Raw genomic sequence first — 20,105 nt, 5'->3', positions numbered from 1 at the left:
GATTGTCGCGCCAGCACTGCCCGTCAGATGATCAGGTTCGCCAGAATCTCATTCTCGGTAATATCCTGATATTTCAAACCGTTATTCGCGAGGTTCTCAAACAGGACATGAAAATTTTCCGGCCGCGAAGTTTCGATGCCGATCAGGATCGAGCCGAAATTGCGCGCCGATTTTTTCAGATATTCGAACCGCGCGATATCGTCGTCCGGCCCGAGCAGGCCGAGGAAATCCTTCAACGCGCCGGGGCGCTGCGGTAGGCGCAGGACCAGATATTTCTTCAGCCCCGAATAGCGCATCGCGCGTTCCTTCACGTCCGGCAGCCGGTCGAAATCGAAATTGCCGCCGGACACGAGCACCACGATCTTCCGGCCGCGGACCTTTTCGGCCGGCAGACGGGAAAGCGCGGTCAGCGCCAGCGCGCCCGCCGGCTCCAGCACCACGCCCTCGACATTCAGCATCTCGGTCATGGTCACGCACAGCGCATTTTCCGGCACCGCGATTACCTGATCCGGCGAAAACCGCCTGAGCGCCTCGAAATTGGCGTCGCCAATGCGCGCGACGGCCGCGCCATCCACAAAATTGTCGACATCCTCGAGCGTCACGATCGCGCCGGCTTCAAGCGAGCGCTTCAGGCTTGGCGCGCCCTCCGGCTCGGCGAACAGATAGGCGTCATCCGGCAGGCGATCGGAGAAATAGCTTGCAACCCCCGCCGACAGCCCACCGCCGCCGACCGGCATCACGATCAGATCGGGCAGGCCCTCGCCTTCCGGCCAGGCGTCCTCGATCTCGCTCGCCACCGTCGCCTGTCCCTCGATGATGTCTGGGTGGTCGAAGGGTGGCACCATGATGCCATCATGCTCGGCGGCAAATTTGCGGGCGGCCGAATAGCAGACGTCGAAAATATCGCCCACCAGTTCGATGCGGATGAAGCCCTCGCCGAAGGTGCGGGTCTTGTCGATCTTCTGCTGCGGCGTCGTGACCGGCATGAAGACCACGCCCTTGACGCCGAAATGCCGGCAGCTGAAGGCGAAGCCCTGGGCGTGATTGCCGGCCGAGGCGCAGACGAACACTTTCGAGGCTCCGTCGCCGCCCATCCGCTTGCGCATGAAATTGAAGGCGCCACGCAGCTTGTAGGAACGCACCGGCGACAGATCCTCGCGCTTCAGATAGATATCCGCGTCGTACTTCGCGCTGAGATGGGCGTTGCGCTGCAGCGGCGTCGCCTCGCACAGGTCTCTCAACGCCGTTTTGGCCGCTATAACGTTATCGCGCATTTCCTGCTTCCCATTGAGTTTGTCCTGTGACACCGCTATGGCATACAAACCGGGTCACGAAAAAGCCCGTATCTGACAAGAGAGTATGACAGGGAACTGACCCTTGAACGCCACGCTTCTGCGGTCTGCCTTCTATATCGCGGCGATTTGCGGCATTTATCTCGCAGCCGCGATGTTCGTTCCGGCCATGGTTGACCTCTATTACGCGAATGCCGACTGGCAGGTCTTCGCCCTTTGCGGCTTCATGGTCGGGGGCACCAGCGCGGTCACTGCGGTCGCCATGCGCGGCAATCCGCCGCCCTTCAGCCGCCGCCTCGGCTTCTTTCTGGTCAATCTGCTGTGGATGACCTTCGGCCTGATCGGCGCAATCCCGATCTATCTCGCAAGCGGTGAACTGACCTTTGCCCAGTCGCTGTTCGAATCGATCTCGGCGATCACGACCACGGGCTCCACGGTTCTGACGGGCCTCGATCAGGCAGCCCCCGGCCTTCTTCTGTGGCGCTCGCTGCTGCAATGGATGGGCGGCATCGGCATCGTCGCGCTCGGCCTGTTCATCCTGCCGTTTCTGAGAATCGGCGGCATGGCGTTCTTCAAGATGGAATCGTCGGATACCGGCGACAAGCCGTTCGCGCGCATGGCGAGTTTCACCCGGGCCTTTCTGGCGATCTATGTCGGCATCACGCTGTTATGCGCGATCTGCTACGGCTTCGCCGGCATGTCGCAGTTCGATGCCTTCAACCACGCGCTGACGACCGTGGCGACCGGCGGCTTTTCCACTCATGACGCCTCGTTCGGCTATTTCGACAGCCCGGCGCTCTTGTGGGTCTCGACCTTCTTCATGACGCTCTGCAGCCTGCCGTTCTCGATCCTGATCCTGTTCGTGGTGCGCGGCCGGCTCGATTCGCTGCGCGATCCGCAGATCATGCTGTTCCTGACCTATCTCTTCGTCGCGGTCTTTCTGCTCTCGCTCTATATCAGCCTCAACGACCGGATGGACTTCCTCGCCGCGCTGACGCAGTCGGCGTTCAACGTGTCGTCGATCCTGTCGACCACGGGCTACGCCAGCACCGACTATTCGCAATGGGGCGCCTTCGCGGTGGTGCTGGTGTTCTTTCTTACCTTCATGGGCGGCTGCTCGGGATCGACGGCGGGCGGCATAAAATCCTACCGCTTCCTGATCCTCTTCAACATGCTGAGGACCGGCATGAAGAAACTGATCTATCCGAACGCGGTCTACTCGATCCGCTACGGCCGGCTCAGCGTCGATTCGGAAACCCAGCGCGCGGTCTCGATGTTCTTCACCGCCTACATCCTTCTGTGGGCGTTCGGCAGTATGGCGATGTCGCTGCTCGGCTACGACCTGATCACCTCGACCACCGCCGTGCTCACCGCGCTTTCGAATGTCGGCCCCGGCCTTGGCGATATCATCGGGCCGGCGGGCAATTTCTCGACCTTCGCCGATCCGGAGCTCTGCCTGCTGGCGATCCTGATGCTGCTCGGCCGCCTCGAAATCCTGACCGTCATGGTGGTGCTGATGCCGATGTACTGGCGCAGCTGACGCCGGCGGACGGACCGGAAAAACCGAAAAACCATGTCGCCTCGCGCGGCAACATCGGTTATGGAACGCGAATGCCATCTGAAAAACCAAAGCGGGATGCTCACCTCTCATGACCCTTTCGAACAGCCAGGTCATCACCCCGGAACTGATCGCGGCCCACGGGCTGAAGCCGGATGAATACGAGCGGATATTGTCGCTGATCGGCCGCGAGCCGAGCTTCACCGAACTCGGCATCTTCTCCGCGATGTGGAACGAGCACTGCTCCTACAAATCCTCCAAGCGCTGGCTCAGAACACTGCCGACCACCGGCCGCCGCGTGATCCAGGGACCGGGCGAGAACGCCGGCGTGGTCGATATCGATGACGGCGACTGCGTGGTGTTCAAGATGGAGAGCCACAACCACCCCTCCTATATCGAGCCCTATCAGGGGGCGGCGACCGGCGTCGGCGGCATTCTGCGCGACATCTTCACCATGGGCGCGCGACCCGTTGCCGCCATGAACGCGCTGCGCTTCGGCGAACCCGACCACCCGAAAACGCGCCATCTCGTCTCCGGCGTGGTGGCCGGCGTCGGCGGCTATGGCAACTCCTTCGGTGTCCCCACCGTCGGCGGCGAGGTCGAGTTCGACGCCCGCTACAACGGCAACAATCTGGTGAACGCATTCGCGGCCGGCATCGCGAAATCCGATTCGATCTTCTATTCAGAGGCCAAGGGCGTCGGCCTGCCGGTCGTCTATCTCGGCGCCAAGACCGGTCGCGACGGCGTCGGCGGCGCGACCATGGCATCGGCCGAATTCGACGAAGATATCGAGGAGAAGCGCCCGACCGTGCAGGTCGGCGATCCCTTTACTGAAAAATGCCTGCTCGAAGCCTGCATGGAACTGATGCAGACCGGCGCGGTGATCGCGATCCAGGACATGGGCGCTGCCGGCCTCACCTGCTCGGCCGTGGAAATGGGCGCCAAGGGCAATCTCGGCATCGAGCTCGACCTCAACCGCGTGCCGGTGCGCGAGGAGAACATGACGGCCTACGAGATGATGCTCTCGGAAAGCCAGGAGCGCATGCTGATGGTGCTCGACCCCGAAAAGGAAGAGGTCGCCGAGGCGATCTTCCGCAAATGGGGTCTCGATTTCGCGATCGTCGGCAAGACCACGGACGATCTGCGCTTCCGCGTGTTCCACAATAACGAGGAAGTCGCCGACCTGCCGATCAAGGATCTCGGCGACCAGGCGCCGGAATACGATCGCCCGTGGCGTGAGCCCGATACCCGCGGCACCCTGCCCGCCCATCTGGTCGAGGCGCCCGCCGATTACAACGAAGCGCTGCTGAAGATCGTCGGCGGCCCGAACCAGTCGAGCCGGCGCTGGGTCTACGAGCAGTATGACACGCTGATCCAGGGCAATTCGCTGCAGCTTCCCGGCGGCGATGCCGGCGTGATCCGCGTCGATGGCCACCCGACCAAGGCGCTGGCGTTTTCCTGCGACGTGACCCCGCATTATGTCGAGGCCAACCCGTTCGAGGGCGGCAAGCAGGCGGTCGCCGAATGCTGGCGCAATATCACCGCGACCGGCGCGGAGCCGCTGGCGTCGACCGACAACCTCAATTTCGGCAATCCCGAGAAGCCCGAGATCATGGGACAGCTCGTCAAGGCGATCGAAGGCATCGGCGAGGCCTGCCGCGCGCTCGACTTCCCGATCGTCTCGGGCAATGTCTCGCTCTACAACGAGACCAATGGCGAGGCGATCCTGCCGACGCCGACCATCGGCGGCGTGGGCCTCCTTGCCGACTGGCGCAAGATGGCGCGGATCGGCTCGTTTTCCGAGGGCGACCAGGTGATTCTCATCGGCAATGACGGCGAGCATCTCGGCGCGTCGGCCTATATGCGCGACGTCCTCGGCCTCGTCGACGGCCCCGCGCCGGCGGTCGATCTCCATCTCGAGCGCCGTACCGGCGATTTCGTGCGCTCGGCGATCAACAATGGCCAGGTCACCGCCTGTCACGACATTTCGGCGGGCGGCCTTGCCGTCGCGCTTGCGGAAATGTGCATGGCCGCCGGCAAGGGCATGGAGATCAGCATCGCCCAGGCGCGCGGACTGGCCCACGCCCTGCTCTTTGGCGAGGATCAGGCGCGCTACGTCATCACCGTGCCGGCGGAATACGGCAATTTCGTCTGCGCCTCGGCGGAAGGCAGCGCGATCGCCTTCCGCAGGCTCGGGACCGTCAAGGGCGATGCGCTCGTGATCGACGAACTTGTTTCACTCCCTGTCGAGGAGTTGCGCACCGCCCACGAAATGTGGTTCCCTCGCTTCATGGCCGCTCCGGGCGGCGACAACCAGTCGGCATAAGACCGGCATCCATCGAGGAGCATTCAACATGGCGATGAGCGCGGGCGAAATCGAAGACATGATCAAGGCCGCCCTTCCCGACGCCAGCGTCACCATCCGGGACCTGGCCGGCGACGGCGACCATTTCGCGGCCGAAGTCGTATCGGAGAGCTTCCGGGGCAAGACAAGGGTGCAGCAGCACCAGATGGTCTATGACGCCCTGAAGGGCAATATGGGCGGCGTTCTGCACGCGCTGGCGCTGCAGACCTCCGCGCCGCAATAGAGGCGCGGCAACCATCCGGCTTTCGCTCAATTCCTCGCCTGGCGGGGTTGGCGAAAGTCAATCGATCGATTATATGCTGAAAGCAAATAAACGCTACGGACCTTGAACCCGTATGTGAAAGGATTGCACATGAGTGACATTCAGACTGCCATCAAAAGTGAAGTCGACAGCAATGATGTTGTGCTGTTCATGAAAGGAACGCCGCAGTTCCCGCAGTGTGGCTTCTCCGGACAGGTCGTCCAGATTCTCGACTATCTCGGCGTCGACTACAAGGGCGTCAACGTGCTGGCCGACGGCGACCTGCGCCAGGGCATCAAGGATTTCTCCAACTGGCCGACCATTCCGCAGCTTTACGTCAAGGGCGAGTTCCTCGGCGGCTGCGACATCGTCAGGGAAATGTTCCAGGCCGGCGAGCTGCAGGAACATCTTTCCTCCAAGGGCGTGGCCGTTCGCGGCGCCGCTTGAGGCGATCCCGGCACACATAGCCGTATTCGGGCGCGTTTTTTTCGGCGCGCCCGCTCTGTGACCTCACAGAATTGACCGGGCGCCGCTATCGCGGCGCCTTCTTTTGCTTTCAGGAATAGTTGTTGTGACAGAAACATTAAAGACACCGGCTGAGATCGCCCGCAAGGCGCCCGGCAAGTGGGAACTCGTCGCCATGATGGCAGGGCTGATGGCGCTCAACGCGCTGGCCATCGACATCATGCTGCCCGGTTTGAAGCAGATCGGAAGCAGCCTCGGCGTCACCTCCGACAATGAGCATCAGTTCATCATCACCGCCTATGTGCTCGGTTTCGGCATTGCCCAGCTTGCCTATGGCCCGATCGCCGACCGCTTCGGCCGCAAGAAGCCGCTGCTCGTCGGTCTTGTGATCTATTTTATCGGCGCGGTGCTGTGCGCCTTCGTGCCGAGCTTTACCCTGATGCTTCTGGTCCGGTTCTGTCAGGGCCTTGGGGCCGCGGCCACCCGCGTCATTTCCGTGGCGGTAGTGCGCGACCTCCATGGCGGCCGCGCCATGGCCGAGATCATGTCGCTGATCATGATGGTGTTCATGCTCATCCCGATCCTCGCGCCATCGATCGGCCAGACGATCATGCTGTTCGGCGACTGGCATCTGGTGTTTGTGTTCCTGGCGCTTGCCGCATTCGGCAACTTTCTGTGGGTCACCTTCCGCCTGCCGGAAACGCAGCACCCGGAAGACGTCGTCGAACTGACGCCCAAGGCGGTGATCCACAGCGCGAAGACCGTGCTGACTAACCGCGTCGCGCTGTTCTACACGCTCGGCACGACCTTCATCATGGCCTGCATTTTCGGCTTCGTGAATTCGGCGCAGCAGGTCTATGTCGAGATCTACGGTCTGGGCACGCTGTTTCCGGTTGCCTTCGCCGGCATCGGCATCGTGATGGCGGCTTCCTCGCTGATCAACTCCCGCATCGTGGGCAAGATCGGCATGCGCAGGCTGTCGCACGGCGCGATGATCGGTTTCACGCTGACCAACGGCGTCTGGCTTCTGATCGATCTGATGTATGCGGGGGCGATGCCGTTCTGGCTGTTCTATGCCCTGTTCATGCTGGCATGGTTCCAGTTCGGCTGGATCGGACCCAACTTCAACGCGCTCGCCATGGAGCCCCTCGGCCACGTGGCCGGCGCCGCCTCATCGATCCTCGGCTTCGCCAGCACCGCGATTTCGGCGCTGCTCGGCGCCGCGATAGGCTACGCCTATAACGGCACGACCACGCCGATGATCGCAGGCTTCTTCGTCTTCGCCGCGGTCGCGCTCGGCTTCACGCTGATCGCGGAAAAGGGCAAGCTGTTCCAGCCCCACAACCCGGAAATCTGACGCAGACCACACCAAACGGAAAAAGGGCACCCTCTCGGCGCCCTTTTTCGTGACCGCTTTTCCCGTGAAATCCTCCTACCAGGGTATCCGGCCGTCGGTATCGAAGAAGCCGCCGTTCTCTTCTCCCTCCAGAGCGAAGCGGACCGGAATTTCCGCCCCTTCCTCGGGCGTCAGGTGGCCTGCGCCGCCATTTAGGTCTGTGTCCACGTATCCGGGACTGACGGAATTGACGACGATATTCGTGTCACGCAGTTCCTCACGCAACTGCACGGTCAGCATGTTCAGGGCCGCCTTTGAGGCGTTGTAGCCGATGAACTGCGCCTTGTAATACATCCAATCCGGAGTGCCGTTGAGCGTCAGCGAGCCGAGCGGACTCGACACATTGACGATCCGACCCTCGGGCGCTTTTCTCAACAAGGGCAGCATCGCCTGCGTGACCGCCAGGGTTCCGAAGAAGTTGACCTCCATTGTCTGCCGCACAGCGTCAAACGAGGCCGAGGACGGCGGAGCATCCGAGAAATCGAAGATGCCGGCATTGTTGACGAGAATGTCGAGGCGCCCGTATGTGGCATCGATCTCGGCAGCAGCGCGCGCGATGCTATCGCGGTTGGTCAGATCGAGTTGAATGGGCGTCACCGAGCCTTCCGTGATATTCCGCGCAGCCTTTTCGCCGCGTTCAGGGTTCCGCGATCCGAGGATAACCCGAACGCCGGCGCCGGCGAGTTGGCGGGCGATCTCGAACCCGATCCCCTTATTGGCTCCCGTGACGAGCGCGATCTTCTGGGTGTCCATAATGCAAATCCTTTCTTGCCTGTTCTGGCTGAGGCAAATATATGAAGGATCATTCAGTTTGAGGATTCGCATTTGCCCGCAGTCGCGCCACCATCGCTGAGACCCCGGAAGAAGCCGCGTCAGACGCGCGCGGCGGTCACCGTCGATGCCATCGTCGAAGCCAGTATTCAGCTTTTGGTGAGCGGCGGCGTAGCGCGGCTGACCACCACCCGCGTCGCAGAGCGCGCCGGCGTTTCGGTTGGCACCATGTATCAGTATTTTCCGCACAAGCAGGCGCTGATCTACGCGCTCAACGAACGCTATCTGGAAGCCTTGGCGATACGTCTCGAAGCCGTTTGCGAAAGCCACCACGGCAGCCGCCTCGGGGATATGTGCGAAGCGCTGATCGAGACCTATTTCCAGGCAAAGACAGAGCGCGCCGACGTGACCCGCGCGCTCTATGCCTCGGTCGTGGAGCTCGACAACGCGGCTCTGGTCGCCAATTTCGCCGACCGTGCCGATGCTTGTACCAAGGCCATGCTCGCAAGTGCGTCAGACGCCACGATCCCCGATCTGGAAACCGTCAACCTAGCCCTTCTCACGACAATCTTCGGCGCGGTCCGCAATGCTTTTGAGCGAAACCTCGACGCCAGCGAGATCGCCGCCCTGAAACGGCAGGTTATCGTGATGTGCCGCGCCTATCTTGAGGCCGTCGCCGGCGCGCCTAAAGCGTGAAGACCTTTTCCTTCAGTTCCATCCAGCTATCCCTGTCGGGCGCGCCGAGGAGGCCGCCGTCCAGATGGCTTGGCAGGTAGCGCGAGCCGTCATAACGGGCAATATAGCCGCCGGCTTCCTGGCCGATCAGCACGCCCGGAAGATGGTCCCAGGGCATCAGCTTGAAATAGGTGAAGAAATGCGACCCGCCGGAAGCAAAGGCGCGGTATTCGACGGCGGCAGCGCGATAGCTCGCGGCATAACGCACCTTCGCCATATTGCCGAGCAGGACCGTGCGGTTTTGCTGCGGCATGAAGGCGACCGAAGCGGTGCCCAGCATTTCTTCGAGCGGAACGGGCGCCGCCACCGACATCCGGCTTGATGAGCCGTCGGCGCGTTTCAGCCAGGCCCCGCCACCCTTCTCCGCGATCATGAAATCATCGCCCATCGGATCATAGATCAGGCCGGCGACGGTTTCGCCATTGGCAACGACAGCGGCCATGACACCGAAGGCGGAAATGCCATGGGCGAAATTGAACGTGCCGTCGATCGGGTCGACCACGACCGCCACATCGGCGTCCTTCAGCTTCGACAGCAGGTCGGGATCGGCGGCAACGCCTTCCTCACCGATGAACAGGGCCTCGGGCAGGATTTCGGCGATGCCGGCCTTGATCACGCGCTCGGCTGCGGTATCGGCGATGGTCACCAGATCGCTCGCCTCGGTCTTTTCGGCGACATCGCTTTCGCCAAGAGCGCGGAAACGGGGCAGGATTTCCTGCTTGGCGGCGCGGCGCATCAGCCCGGCGATGGCGTCGAGCGTTTCGGAAGTGATCGGCATTGTGGTAATTCCTGGCTGGAAAGATTGTTGCACCCGGTTAAACCATGACGCCCATGCAGGAGTCCATGCCGCAGGCGTTGACTTTCAGGCAAAAGCCGACTATCAGCGCGCCAACACTGAATTGATCGGTGTTCTAACCGACATGTCCCGTGGTTTTCCGGGCGCTTTTTTCCGCGAAAACCTGTCAGGCCCTTCGAAAGAGGGCGCCAAAGGAGGGCGTGTTTCCTTGGGCTCCCGGTGATACCGGTCCCGCTATGTTGAGATTAAGGAAATACGATGAGCAAGCGCGAATCGTCCAAGCATAAAATTGACCGCCGTATGGGCGAAAACATCTGGGGCCGTCCGAAGTCCCCGGTCAACCGTCGCGAATACGGCCCCGGCCAGCACGGCCAGCGCCGCAAGGGCAAGCTTTCCGACTTCGGCGTACAGCTGCGCGCCAAGCAGAAGCTGAAGGGCTATTACGGCGAACTGCGCGAAAAGCAGTTTCTCGCGATCTTCGAGGAAGCCAACCGCCGCAAGGGCGACACCGGTGAAAACCTGGTCGGCCTGCTCGAAAGCCGTCTCGACGCGATCGTCTACCGCGCCAAGTTCGTGCCGACCGTGTTTGCCGCCCGCCAGTTCGTCAACCACGGCCATGTCACCGTCAACGGCGTCAAGGTCAATGTTGGCTCCTATCGCTGCAAGCCCGGCGACGTGATCGAGGTGCGCGAGCGCTCCAAGCAGCTCGCAAGCGTTCTCGAGGCGACCCAGCTCGCCGAGCGTGACGTGCCGGACTACATCGACGCCGACCACAACAAGATGACGGCAACCTATGTACGGGTCCCGGCACTCGCCGACATCCCCTACCCGGTCATCATGGAACCGAACCTCGTGGTCGAGTTCTACTCGCGTTAATTCTCGCGCGACATCCCATGCGAAAAGCCGCCTCTCGGGGCGGCTTTTTTTATTGCCTGGAGCAAGTGGCCTCAGGCGACCTTCAGGACCGCCTCGGGCGCGGCAAGCTCGTAGCCGAGCGCGGCTGCCACGGCGGCGTTGGTCACCCGGCCGCGATGGACGTTAAGGCCGTTGCGCAGATGGCGATCCTCGGAAACCGCGGCGAGCCCCTTGTCGGCCAGCATCAGCCCGTAATGCAGCGTCGCATTGTTCAGCGCGGCAGCGGAGGTGATCGGCACCGCGCCTGGCATGTTGGCGACGCAGTAATGCACCACGCCGTCGACCACGAAGGTCGGATCGGAATGGGTGGTGGCGTGCGAGGTCTCGAAACAGCCGCCCTGATCGATCGCGACATCGACCATGACCGCGCCGGTCTTCATGCCTGGCAGCATTTCGCGGGTGACGAGCTTGGGCGCGGCAGCCCCCGGCACCAGAACAGCGCCGATGACGAGATCAGCGGCGAAAATCTCGTTCTCAAGCGCTTCCGTGGTCGAGTACAGCGTCTTGACCCGGCCGCGGAACAGCTCGTCCAGCACGCGCAGGCGCGGCAGCGAGCGGTCGAGGATCGTGACCTCAGCGCCAAGCCCCGTCGCCATCAGGCTCGCATGCAGGCCGACGACGCCGCCGCCGATCACCACCACCTTGCCGGGCTGAACGCCCGGAACGCCGCCCAGCAGCACGCCAAGCCCGCCATTGGCCTTCTGTAGCGCGGTGGCACCAGCCTGGATCGAAAGCCTGCCCGCCACCTCGGACATCGGGGCCAGAAGCGGCAGCCCGCCGCGCTCGTCGGTCACGGTCTCATAGGCAATCGCGGTGACGCCGGAGGCGAGAAGCCCCTCGGTCTGCGCCGGATCGGGCGCGAGATGCAGATAGGCATAGAGCAACTGGCCTTCCCTGAGCTGCGCCCATTCGGAAGGCTGCGGTTCCTTGACCTTGACGACCATATCCGCTCTGGCGAACACAGTGGCGGCATCCGGCACAATCGTCGCGCCCGCAGCGCGATAGGCATCATCGCCCGCGCCGATGCCGGCACCCGCGCCGGTCTCGACGATAACCTGGTGACCATGCGCCACATATTCGCGCACCGATGCCGGGGTCAGGCCGACGCGGTATTCGTGATTCTTGATTTCCTTCGGACAGCCGACAAGCATTTTCGATCTCCTCGCTCCAATCGATACAACCTGACCGGGATTGAAACGCGAAATCGCAGCAATGTCCTTGCAAAGTTATCCTTGATTTTTCGCTTTTTTCGTTTAATTTTCGAAAAAGAACAATAAAAATCGAAGGGTATTCGAACTATGGATATCGACGAGATTGATCGTGCGATCTTGAAGGCACTGCAGAAGAACGGCCGCATCACCAATGCGGACCTTGCGGAAACCGTCGGCCTGTCGCCATCCGCCTGTTCCAGACGGCTCGATATATTGGAAAAAAGCGGCGTGATCGAGGGCTATACCGCAAGAATCTCGCCCGAGGCGCTTGGCTACAAGATGGTGGCGATCGTGCAGATCTCGCTTTCCGGCCAGTTCGCCCGCACGCTTGCCGAGTTCGAGGAGGCGGTGAAGCGCTGCCCGAACATCATCGTCTGCTACATGGTCTCCGGCGTTTATGACTATACGCTGCGGGTGGCGGCCAAGGACCTGAAGGATTACGAGCGCATCCACCGCGACTGGCTGTCGGCGCTGCCGCATGTGGTGCAGATCAACTCGTCCTTTGCGCTGAGACCGATCATCGAACGGATCAATGTCGGGATCGACTAAGCTTTCGAGGGCTTTGCCAGCAGCAGCCAGTTCTCGCCCTCTGCCTTCCAGTCCTCGGCGGTGACGATCGCTTCACGCGCGGCTTCGTGAAAGCCCAGTTGATCGTAGAACCGGCGCGCGGGCGCATTGCCGTCGGAAACGATCAGGGCGAGATCGCGGCCGCCTGCCATCCGCGCCGCCCGCTCCATCAGCAATTTCCCGAGCCCGCGCCGGCGGTACTCCGCATAGGCCGCGAGCACGTGAATGTAATAGCTGCCCACTGCTTTCGCCTTCAGCGCCTTCAGTGGCTCGAACACCGCATGATCGGCCTCGCCGGTCGGCGTATCGCGCTCCAGCGGATAGGCCAGCAGCAGCGCCACGATGTCGGAGCCAAGGGTCGCGACCGTGCCGTTCTTCCAGTTGACGACCTGATCCTCGCGCCGGACGCTTTCGCGCCCGGCCTCCCACGGATCGCCCTCGCCGCCCTCAAGCCGCCCCCAGCGCCACAGCGGCAAGCCGTGATCGGCGATATTGATGAGCCGCACCATGTCTGGCGCATCCTCCGCCGTCGCCGCCCTGATCGTAAAACTGGAAACCAATCCACCCCTCCCCGTATTGACCTAAAGCTGGCTGCGCGCCTAGCCTGTCATTAAGCTTTCACAGACTTGCAATTCATTCCATGATCATTGTCAACCGCCGACGGCGCGAAGCCCGCGCCACAACACAAACGGAGCCGCCGATGTCCGCGCTTTTCGAACTGCAACCGATCTCCCGTCGCACGCTGCTGCGCGGCATGGCAACGGCCACCGCCATGGTCGCCCTCCATCCGTTCTCCGCCCGTGCCGCCGGCAACCAGGCGCATCTGCGGCTGATGGAAACCACCGACATCCACGTCAACGTGTTTCCCTATGACTATTACGCCGACAAGCCCAACGACACGATGGGCCTTGCCCGCACCGCCTCGATCATCGACTCCATCCGCGCCGAATCGACAAATTCCATGCTGATCGACAATGGCGACTTCCTGCAGGGCAATCCGATGGGCGATTACATCGCCTATGAGCGCGGCATGCAGGACGGCGACGTCCATCCGGTGATCAAGGCCATGAATGTGCTCGGCTATGATGTCGGCACGCTCGGCAATCACGAGTTCAATTACGGCCTCGACTTCATGCACAAGGTGCTCGCCGGCGCGAACTTCCCTTATGTCTGCGCCAACCTGACCACAGGCGCACTGGCCGATGACCCCACCAAGGACGACCTGATGGTCAGGCCCTACCTGATCCAGGAGCAGATGATCACCGATGGCGACGGCAACAAGAGCCCGGTGAAGATCGGCTTCATCGGCTTCGTACCGCCGCAGATCATGGTCTGGGACGAGAAGAACCTTTCCGGCAAGGCCAATACCCGCGATATCGTGGAAGCGGCCGAAGCCTGGGTGCCGGTGATGAAGGAAGAAGGCGCCGATATCATCGTGGCGCTGTCGCATTCCGGCATCGATGGCACCGGCCCCGCGCCGCTGATGGAAAACGCCTCGCTCTATCTCGCAGGCGTCGACGGCATAGACGCGGTGTTCACCGGCCACCAGCACCTCGTCTTCCCCGGCACGGATGATTTCGCCGGCATCGATGACGTCGATGTCGACAAGGGCACGCTCAAGGGCAAGCCGGCGGTAATGGCCGGCTTCTGGGGCTCGCATATGGGCCTTATCGACCTGCTGCTGGAAAAGGACGGCGAAAGCTGGAAAATCGTCGACTTCACCACCGAGGCGCGGCCGATCTACCACCGCACCGAGGACCGCAAGGTCATCGCCGATGTCGAAAGCGACGCGGCGGTGATCGCCGCTGCCGAGGCCGATCACGAGGCGACGCTCGAATACGTCCGCACCCCGGTCGGCAAGACCTCCGCGCCGCTGCAATCCTATTTCGCGCTGGTGGCCGATGACCCGTCCGTGCAGATCGTCTCCAAGGCGCAGACCTGGTACACGAAGGACATGCTGAAGGACACGGAATACCGGGACTTCCCCGTGCTTTCCGCCGCCGCCCCCTTCAAGGCCGGCGGTCGCGGCGGGCCGGATTACTATACCGAGGTTCCGGCCGGCGACATCGCCATCAAGAACGTCGCCGACCTCTACCTCTATCCCAACACCGCCCGCGCCGTGCTGATCAACGGCGCGCAGGTGCGCGAGTGGCTGGAAATGTCGGCGGGCATGTTCAACCAGGTGGAGCCCGGCGCGACCGACGCCCCGCTCCTGAACCCGGATTTCCCGTCCTACAATTTCGACGTCATCGACGGCGTGACCTACAAGATCGACCTGTCGAAGCCGGCGCGCTACGCCAAGGATGGCAGCCTCGCCAATCCGGACAGCCACCGCATCATCGACCTTGCCTATGACGGCAAGCCGATCGACCCCGAACAGCAATTCGTGGTGGCGACCAACAATTACCGCGCCGGCGGCGGCGGCAATTTCCCGGATATCAATTCGGACGTGATCGTGTTCGTCGGCCCCGATACCAACCGCGACGTGATCGTGCGCTACATCGTCGACCAGGGCACGATCAACCCGTCCGCCGATTTCAACTGGACCTTCGCCCCCATGCCCGACACCACCGCCACCTTCGAAACCGGCCCCCGCGCCGCGGAATACATCGCCGACGTGAAGGGCGCGAAGATCGAAACGGCGGGCGACGGCGAAAACGGGTTCGCGCTTTATCGGGTGGTGCTGTGATCGGTTGATTTTTTCAGAGGGAAATCACAGGGGCCGGCCTTCGGGCTGCTGACAAAGCCGCCCCACCCTCTTTCGTCACCCTCGGGCTTGTCCCGAGGGTCTAAGCACGCACCCGCGCGACAAGCGTTTCGGAAAAAAAGAAGAAAGAACAGCGCCTTACTGACCGCACACTCCGCTCGCATAGAGGGGTGATTGGATCCTCGGGTCAAGCCCGAGGATGACGCAGAATACAGGGAGACGTTTTTCAGCAGTCTGGGACTGGAGGCGATCTATGCTTGGCTTAGCGATGAAATCAGCCAGTCGAGTTCCCTGCGGGCAGATGAGAGCACGCTTGCGTAAGAACTGACGGTCGCCATGTCAGTCTCATATCTCTTGTCCATCGAAACTACAGAGCCCTTACCGATCATCAAAATCCTTATTGGACTCCTTGAGGTGATGGTACCCGACAACTCATCACGATAATGCTCCGCTTGAGCGATGTCGTTCCTAGAAATTGGGTGGTTGGGGCGCTTGAACTCAATCAGCAAATAGCTGTCAGCTAAATCCTGCGACAACAGAAGGTCGGGTCTTTTCGAGGCCTGCTCGCCCCTAAATTTCTTGTCACTATAGTTCTCGATGATCCTTCTCAGGGTAACGTTAGATGACATCAAAGCATATTGGCGACCGAGAACCCATAGATTTGTTTCAAAGGCCTTGTGGATGTCCTTTTCGAGCGTCGCTTCGTTATCTATAAGCTCCTGAAGGTAGTCTAGAAACTTCATTCGTCTGGTCGCTTGTGCAGCGATCCCAGAAAGCTCAAGCAATCCGAATTCCTCAAGCGCCTCTGCAAAGGAACCGACATCTGTGCGATCGGTCGAATTTATCCGCTCGAGCACGGCCCAGTAGGCGTCATGCTCCATAGCATCGAGCGCAACCTCCGCGATCGTCGCTATGCGTTCCTCGCTTTCACGATAGAATCGCTGCAAGATTCGATGGAGGGCTTCCTCAGCGTAGCGTCGACGGTGCTCTGGAAGGTCTTTAAGCCTAGCATCCAACTGCTTCTTCAACCGAGCCAACTGAAGGTTCATATCGCGAGAGTGGCTCTCCTTCAGACCTTTTTTGACGATCGATTTCACATGCGATTGGATTTGTTGGAAAGCCTTGCTGTTCTCAACCACCCCGCCCCAATCTGCAGTTACGAAATGGTCGTTACCCTCGACCTCAACCTCTCCGTAGACTCGTTGACAGAGTTTGATGGGAACTTCCTCATCATCATCTAGACCGAACATCATCGGCTTCCCGACGACCTTCCCGTCTACCTTCAGGACAATACCCGGTGACTTGGGAGCTTTCTTTCCGTCTGCAATTGTAAACTTCAAACGAACTGAACCGGCCTGTGTAAGAGTTTGCTCGACTTCCCGTGTTACGCCCGGAATATCATCGACCGATAACTGAGCCCCATTTACAAATACCTTGAAAGCATGTTCCCGACCGTATTCGTGCACGAGGATTTCTCGAAAACGATCGGGCGTTGGGAAATTCAAACGACTATCGAGCCCTGACAATGTAATTGTCGTGCCCGCATGAGCTTCGCCTGCATCATCTTCCACGAATGGTAGAGGCACAGCTTCTAGATCATTCTCATTCTCGGCAAGGACGAGCTTATCGATCGTTAGACTGCACTTCCGACCTCGGGCGACCGCCAGAACATCCATCCGGTTCGCCAACGATAAACCGGCAAATTTTCCGATGCCCTTGCGACCCTTGACCTTCCGCTTCAGCAACGGAGTCCGTTCACCTGTACGTGACCGCTTATCGCTGGCGATGTTCAGGTATTCGTTTCTCATTTCCAGCGGTGTCATTCCCGAACCATCGTCGCGCACAATAATCGGATCAGAGGACATAGGCGCTGGCAATGTAATCCAGACATTTTGGGCGTCGGCGTCCCATGCATTGTCAACCAGTTCTTTTAAGGCTGCTTCGCTCGAACGATATGTCTCACCCAGAAGTCTTGTCAGTCGTGTATTAACTGAAAAATGAATATCATCCACGAAAGGCTCTCCCGACCTGAATCTACTTCAGAGGTAGCAGAAGAATTACTATCTGTAACCTTCGTTAATTGGCGTCCACAGGAAACAGCGCAACGCGTTGCCCACTCTCAATTCGCGATCGGTCAACCTATACCATTGTGGCGAGCGGCATCGCCCAGACGATTATTTATATAGTCAACCCTAATACGGAAAGACTTACCCCACCCCGGCCTCTGCCCCCAAAAAAAACCTTACCCCTCCCTGATCATCTCCCACACAGCCGCTACCAGCTGCTTCAGATTATACGGCTTCGGCAGGAAGCCGAACTTGGCGTCGTCGGGCAGGTTTTTCGCAAACGCGTCGTCGGCGTAGCCGGAGACGAAGATGAATTTGAGGTCGGGATAGATGCGGCGGGCCTCGCGCAGAAGCGTCGGGCCGTCCATTTCCGGCATCACCACGTCGGACACGACAATATCGACAGCGCCTTCGAGCTTTTCCAGCACCTTCAGGGCGTGGACGCCGGTATCGGCCTCGTAGACGGTGAAGCCGCGCATTTCCAGCATGCGCTTGCCGGAGCGGCGCACCGCGTCCTCGTCTTCCACCAGAAGCACCACGGCGGACTGGCCGGTGAGGTCCATATCCTCCTCGCGCGGGGCCTCGTTGTCGCTCTCATTGCCCTCGCCGAAGGCGGCGGCGATCGGCTTGCCCTTGTGGTCCTTGGGCGCCTCCGCCATGTCCTTCTCGCCGGCGGCGCGCACGTGGCGCGGCAGCAGGATGATGAAGCGCGTGCCCTTGCCGACTTCGGAAACCGCATGCAGGAAGCCGCCCGATTGGGTGACGATGCCATAGACCATGGCAAGGCCAAGGCCAGTGCCCTTGCCGACATCCTTGGTGGTGAAGAACGGTTCGAAGATCTTGTCCAGCACTTCCGGCGGAATGCCCGTGCCGGTATCGGCGACCTCGACCATCACGAAGTCCTTCTCCGGCACCTCGCGCAGGCCGAGGCTCGCGACCTCCACCGCCGGCACGTTGCGGGTCGTCACCGTCAGCGTGCCGCCATCGGGCATGGCGTCGCGGGCGTTGACCGAGAGATTGGTGATCACCTGGCCAAACTGGCCGGGATCGGTCTTCACCGGCCACAGATTGCGGGCGAAATCGGTGGTGAGGCGGACATCCGAGCCGCCGGTCAGGCGCTCGATCATCATCCGATTGTCGCCGATGACGTCGTTGAGATCGACCACTTCCGGCCGCATGGTCTGCTGGCGCGAGAAGGCCAGCAATTGCCGCACGAGGCCCGAGGCGCGGTTGGCATTGCGCTTGATCTCGACAAGATCTGCGAATTCCGGATCGGAGGCGCGCGATTGCAGCAGGAGATGATCGGCCGAAAGCAGGATCGCGGTCAGCACATTGTTGAAATCATGGGCGATGCCGCCGGCAAGCGTGCCGACAGCATTCAGCTTCTGGGTGCGCGCCATCTGCGCCTCCAGCGATTTCTGTTCGCTGATTTCGATCACATAGATCAGCGCCTGTGCCTCCGGCGCGGAGCCGCTGGCGGCGTGGACGAAGAAGCGGAAGTGGCGGCTGTCATCGCTGAAGTGACGCGCCTCGAAGGGGGCGATGTCGCTCTGGCCCGCCGCTGCAGCCGCCAGCGCCTCGTCCAGCCGGGCGCGGTCATTGGCATCGATAAGCCCGCCCGCGCGGGTGCCCGTGCCGATATCCTCGCGCCGCACAAGGTCGGCGAACATGGTAAGAAAGCGGGTGTTGGTGGTGAGCAGCCTGCCATCGCGGTCAACGGTGGCGATTGCCATCGGCGTATCGTCGAAGAACCGGCCGGGGGCGGCATCGCCCGCACGCTCGTCGGCCTCGCGCCTGACGATCACGGTGCGGCTATCGCCCGCCCTGCCCTCGCGCCCGCCGACGGCCTCGTGAAGCATGACCACCGGCATGGTCTGTCCTGACGCAAGCTTCAGGTTGGCCTCGATCCGCTCGCTGACGCGCGCGCCGGGCTCGGGGTCGAGCGCGGTCAGAAGCGCCATGCCCTCACCGGTCGCCAGGTCGGAGAATTTCATCCGGCCGGCCACGAAGGCGGCGAGATCGACGCCGAGCCAGCCGGCGAGCGTGGCGTTCATATAGCTGACCTTGCCCTCGCTATCGGCCGCCACGAAGCCGACCGGGGCGTGGTCGAGATAATCGATCGCCTTCTGCAATTCGCGGAAATAGCGCTCCTGCTCCTGGCGCTCCTCGGTGATGTCGGAAATCTGCCAGATGTGGAAATTGCGGGTGGTCGCGCGGCTGTCGGTGACGGGGAAGAAGCGGGCGCGCAGGCGATACCAGCGCGGGCCCTCGCCGTTCGCAAGCGGCTTGACGAGGCGGAACTCCTCCTGCCCGTCGCGGCCGGCGCGCACCGCCTGGCTGAGGCGATAAAGCACTTCCGAGCTCTCCGGCTCCTCCGAAAGCAGGGTATCAAGCGTTGCAGGCTCGGCCGCGCCCGTCAGCCGGCCATAGGCGGCGTTGGCATAGACCAGCCGGTTGCGATGATCGGTGATCACGACGGCTTCGGGGTACTGGTCGAGAAACGGGCGGGCGAAGTGGTTCTGGCGTCCCGTCGGGAACAGTTCCGCAAGTCCCGTCAGCGCGGCCAGCACGAAAAACACGCCGAGCACGGCAAACAGGCCGAGGATCGCCAGCAGGAGATCTTCCGGCAGATAGCCGCGATACTGATAGGCAAGCACGACGATCGTCGCCAGGATGAGAAGCACCAGGGCCAGCCGGGAGAAGATGCCGGCGCCGAAGCCGCGCCTGACGGTGGTCTCGCTGCCCGTGTCGTCCTTTTGCCCTGATGTCATTGAAACCTCGTCATCCGTCCGGCCCGCGCCGCGAAACATCGTTGGTGCCCGATGCAACAGGATCGGCCAGTTCTGCAAGCATATCTAGCGACAAATGCTTAAATTTCGGTATTGCCGCCCGGTTTCCGCCCCGAACAGGCCCGGTTGCGCCCATGCCTTGCTTCGTTCTGGTGATATTGCCAAAAAAGGCGCGATTTCAATCCGTAAGCCATGCTAGATTGACGCGCGCATGCGCAGGTAATGCGTAAA

At 61.4% G+C, this 20,105-nt stretch carries 16 protein-coding genes; 9 read left to right on the top strand and 7 right to left on the bottom strand.

Annotated elements, in window-relative coordinates:
• Nucleotides 1-23 precede the first annotated feature (23 nt).
• On the bottom strand, nt 24-1,274 hold the full coding sequence (gene ilvA / locus V6766_RS13060; protein WP_448467067.1) for a threonine ammonia-lyase: 1,251 nt from the start codon (nt 1,272-1,274) through the stop codon (nt 24-26).
• 103 nt (nt 1,275-1,377) lie between these two features.
• Here ilvA and V6766_RS13055 point away from each other — a divergent pair, with 103 nt between their 5' ends.
• From V6766_RS13055 to V6766_RS13035, 5 genes are all read left to right on the top strand, one after another.
• Nucleotides 1,378-2,832: a TrkH family potassium uptake protein gene (locus V6766_RS13055; protein ID WP_448467065.1), complete on the top strand. Its 1,455-nt coding sequence runs from the start codon at nt 1,378-1,380 to the stop codon at nt 2,830-2,832.
• 109 nt (nt 2,833-2,941) lie between these two features.
• Nucleotides 2,942-5,176, top strand: coding sequence for a phosphoribosylformylglycinamidine synthase subunit PurL (purL, locus tag V6766_RS13050; protein WP_448467063.1), 2,235 nt, complete (start codon nt 2,942-2,944; stop codon nt 5,174-5,176).
• 28 nt (nt 5,177-5,204) lie between these two features.
• Complete coding sequence (locus V6766_RS13045) at nt 5,205-5,438, top strand: BolA/IbaG family iron-sulfur metabolism protein (RefSeq protein WP_018064326.1); 234 nt, start codon at nt 5,205-5,207, stop codon at nt 5,436-5,438.
• Between the two features lie 129 nt (nt 5,439-5,567).
• Complete coding sequence (grxD, locus tag V6766_RS13040; RefSeq protein ID WP_292052795.1) at nt 5,568-5,903, top strand: Grx4 family monothiol glutaredoxin; 336 nt, start codon at nt 5,568-5,570, stop codon at nt 5,901-5,903.
• Between the two features lie 193 nt (nt 5,904-6,096).
• The gene (locus tag V6766_RS13035; RefSeq protein ID WP_448467221.1) at nt 6,097-7,278 is read left to right on the top strand and encodes a multidrug effflux MFS transporter; all 1,182 of its coding nucleotides are present in this window, start codon (nt 6,097-6,099) and stop codon (nt 7,276-7,278) included.
• A 75-nt stretch (nt 7,279-7,353) separates the two neighbouring features.
• Here the strand turns inward: V6766_RS13035 and V6766_RS13030 are convergent, their stop codons facing one another.
• Nucleotides 7,354-8,070, bottom strand: coding sequence for an SDR family oxidoreductase (locus V6766_RS13030; RefSeq protein WP_448467061.1), 717 nt, complete (start codon nt 8,068-8,070; stop codon nt 7,354-7,356).
• Between the two features lie 72 nt (nt 8,071-8,142).
• Between V6766_RS13030 and V6766_RS13025 the strand changes: the two genes are divergently transcribed.
• Nucleotides 8,143-8,784, top strand: coding sequence for a TetR/AcrR family transcriptional regulator (locus V6766_RS13025; RefSeq protein ID WP_448467059.1), 642 nt, complete (start codon nt 8,143-8,145; stop codon nt 8,782-8,784).
• Here the strand turns inward: V6766_RS13025 and V6766_RS13020 are convergent.
• Complete coding sequence (locus V6766_RS13020) at nt 8,774-9,601, bottom strand: inositol monophosphatase family protein (protein ID WP_448467057.1); 828 nt, start codon at nt 9,599-9,601, stop codon at nt 8,774-8,776. The genes V6766_RS13025 and V6766_RS13020 overlap by 11 nt on opposite strands.
• Nucleotides 9,602-9,877: 276 nt before the next feature.
• Here V6766_RS13020 and rpsD point away from each other — a divergent pair, with 276 nt between their 5' ends.
• A complete protein-coding gene (gene rpsD, locus V6766_RS13015; RefSeq protein WP_448467055.1) occupies nt 9,878-10,495 on the top strand; it encodes a 30S ribosomal protein S4 in 618 nt (205 codons plus the stop codon).
• Nucleotides 10,496-10,566: 71 nt separating this feature from the next.
• On the opposite strand, the gene ald is transcribed toward rpsD, so the two are convergent.
• Nucleotides 10,567-11,685, bottom strand: coding sequence for an alanine dehydrogenase (ald, locus tag V6766_RS13010; protein WP_448467053.1), 1,119 nt, complete (start codon nt 11,683-11,685; stop codon nt 10,567-10,569).
• A gap of 147 nt (nt 11,686-11,832) precedes the next feature.
• Here ald and V6766_RS13005 point away from each other — a divergent pair, with 147 nt between their 5' ends.
• On the top strand, nt 11,833-12,294 hold the full coding sequence (locus tag V6766_RS13005) for an Lrp/AsnC family transcriptional regulator (RefSeq protein WP_448429418.1): 462 nt from the start codon (nt 11,833-11,835) through the stop codon (nt 12,292-12,294).
• Here V6766_RS13005 and V6766_RS13000 read toward each other — a convergent pair.
• A complete protein-coding gene (locus V6766_RS13000; protein ID WP_448467050.1) occupies nt 12,291-12,872 on the bottom strand; it encodes an N-acetyltransferase family protein in 582 nt (193 codons plus the stop codon). The genes V6766_RS13005 and V6766_RS13000 overlap by 4 nt on opposite strands.
• A 140-nt stretch (nt 12,873-13,012) precedes the next feature.
• On the opposite strand from V6766_RS13000, the gene V6766_RS12995 reads away from it, so the two are divergent.
• Nucleotides 13,013-15,001 (top strand): bifunctional 2',3'-cyclic-nucleotide 2'-phosphodiesterase/3'-nucleotidase, encoded by a 1,989-nt coding sequence (locus V6766_RS12995; protein WP_448467048.1) that lies wholly within the window; start codon nt 13,013-13,015, stop codon nt 14,999-15,001.
• 269 nt (nt 15,002-15,270) lie between these two features.
• Here V6766_RS12995 and V6766_RS12990 read toward each other — a convergent pair whose 3' ends face one another.
• Together V6766_RS12990 and cckA are read right to left on the bottom strand one after the other, a co-directional pair.
• Nucleotides 15,271-17,031, bottom strand: coding sequence for a Shedu anti-phage system protein SduA domain-containing protein (locus V6766_RS12990; protein WP_448467046.1), 1,761 nt, complete (start codon nt 17,029-17,031; stop codon nt 15,271-15,273).
• 230 nt (nt 17,032-17,261) lie between these two features.
• Nucleotides 17,262-19,856, bottom strand: a complete 2,595-nt coding sequence (cckA, locus tag V6766_RS12985) for a cell cycle histidine kinase CckA (protein WP_448467043.1) — start codon at nt 19,854-19,856, stop codon at nt 17,262-17,264.
• Between the last annotated feature and the right edge of the window lie 249 nt (nt 19,857-20,105).

This window comes from Martelella sp. AMO21009 (assembly GCF_053484295.1).
Note: the sequence above shows the minus strand (reverse complement) of the source record. Positions and strands in the feature narration are given on the sequence as shown.

Bases quoted from the DNA above. Each gene is read 5' to 3' on its own strand.
- V6766_RS13005 (WP_448429418.1), top strand. From the start codon at position 11,833: ATGGATATCGACGAGATTGATCGTGCGATCTTGAAGGCACTGCAGAAG.
- purL (WP_448467063.1), top strand. From the start codon at position 2,942: ATGACCCTTTCGAACAGCCAGGTCATCACCCCGGAACTGATCGCGGCC.
- grxD (WP_292052795.1), top strand. From the start codon at position 5,568: ATGAGTGACATTCAGACTGCCATCAAAAGTGAAGTCGACAGCAATGAT.
- V6766_RS13045 (WP_018064326.1), top strand. From the start codon at position 5,205: ATGGCGATGAGCGCGGGCGAAATCGAAGACATGATCAAGGCCGCCCTT.
- V6766_RS13035 (WP_448467221.1), top strand. From the start codon at position 6,097: ATGATGGCAGGGCTGATGGCGCTCAACGCGCTGGCCATCGACATCATG.
- rpsD (WP_448467055.1), top strand. From the start codon at position 9,878: ATGAGCAAGCGCGAATCGTCCAAGCATAAAATTGACCGCCGTATGGGC.
- ilvA (WP_448467067.1), bottom strand. From the start codon at position 1,274: ATGCGCGATAACGTTATAGCGGCCAAAACGGCGTTGAGAGACCTGTGC.
- V6766_RS13020 (WP_448467057.1), bottom strand. From the start codon at position 9,601: ATGCCGATCACTTCCGAAACGCTCGACGCCATCGCCGGGCTGATGCGC.
- V6766_RS13030 (WP_448467061.1), bottom strand. From the start codon at position 8,070: ATGGACACCCAGAAGATCGCGCTCGTCACGGGAGCCAATAAGGGGATC.
- cckA (WP_448467043.1), bottom strand. From the start codon at position 19,856: ATGACATCAGGGCAAAAGGACGACACGGGCAGCGAGACCACCGTCAGG.
- ald (WP_448467053.1), bottom strand. From the start codon at position 11,685: ATGCTTGTCGGCTGTCCGAAGGAAATCAAGAATCACGAATACCGCGTC.
- V6766_RS12995 (WP_448467048.1), top strand. From the start codon at position 13,013: ATGTCCGCGCTTTTCGAACTGCAACCGATCTCCCGTCGCACGCTGCTG.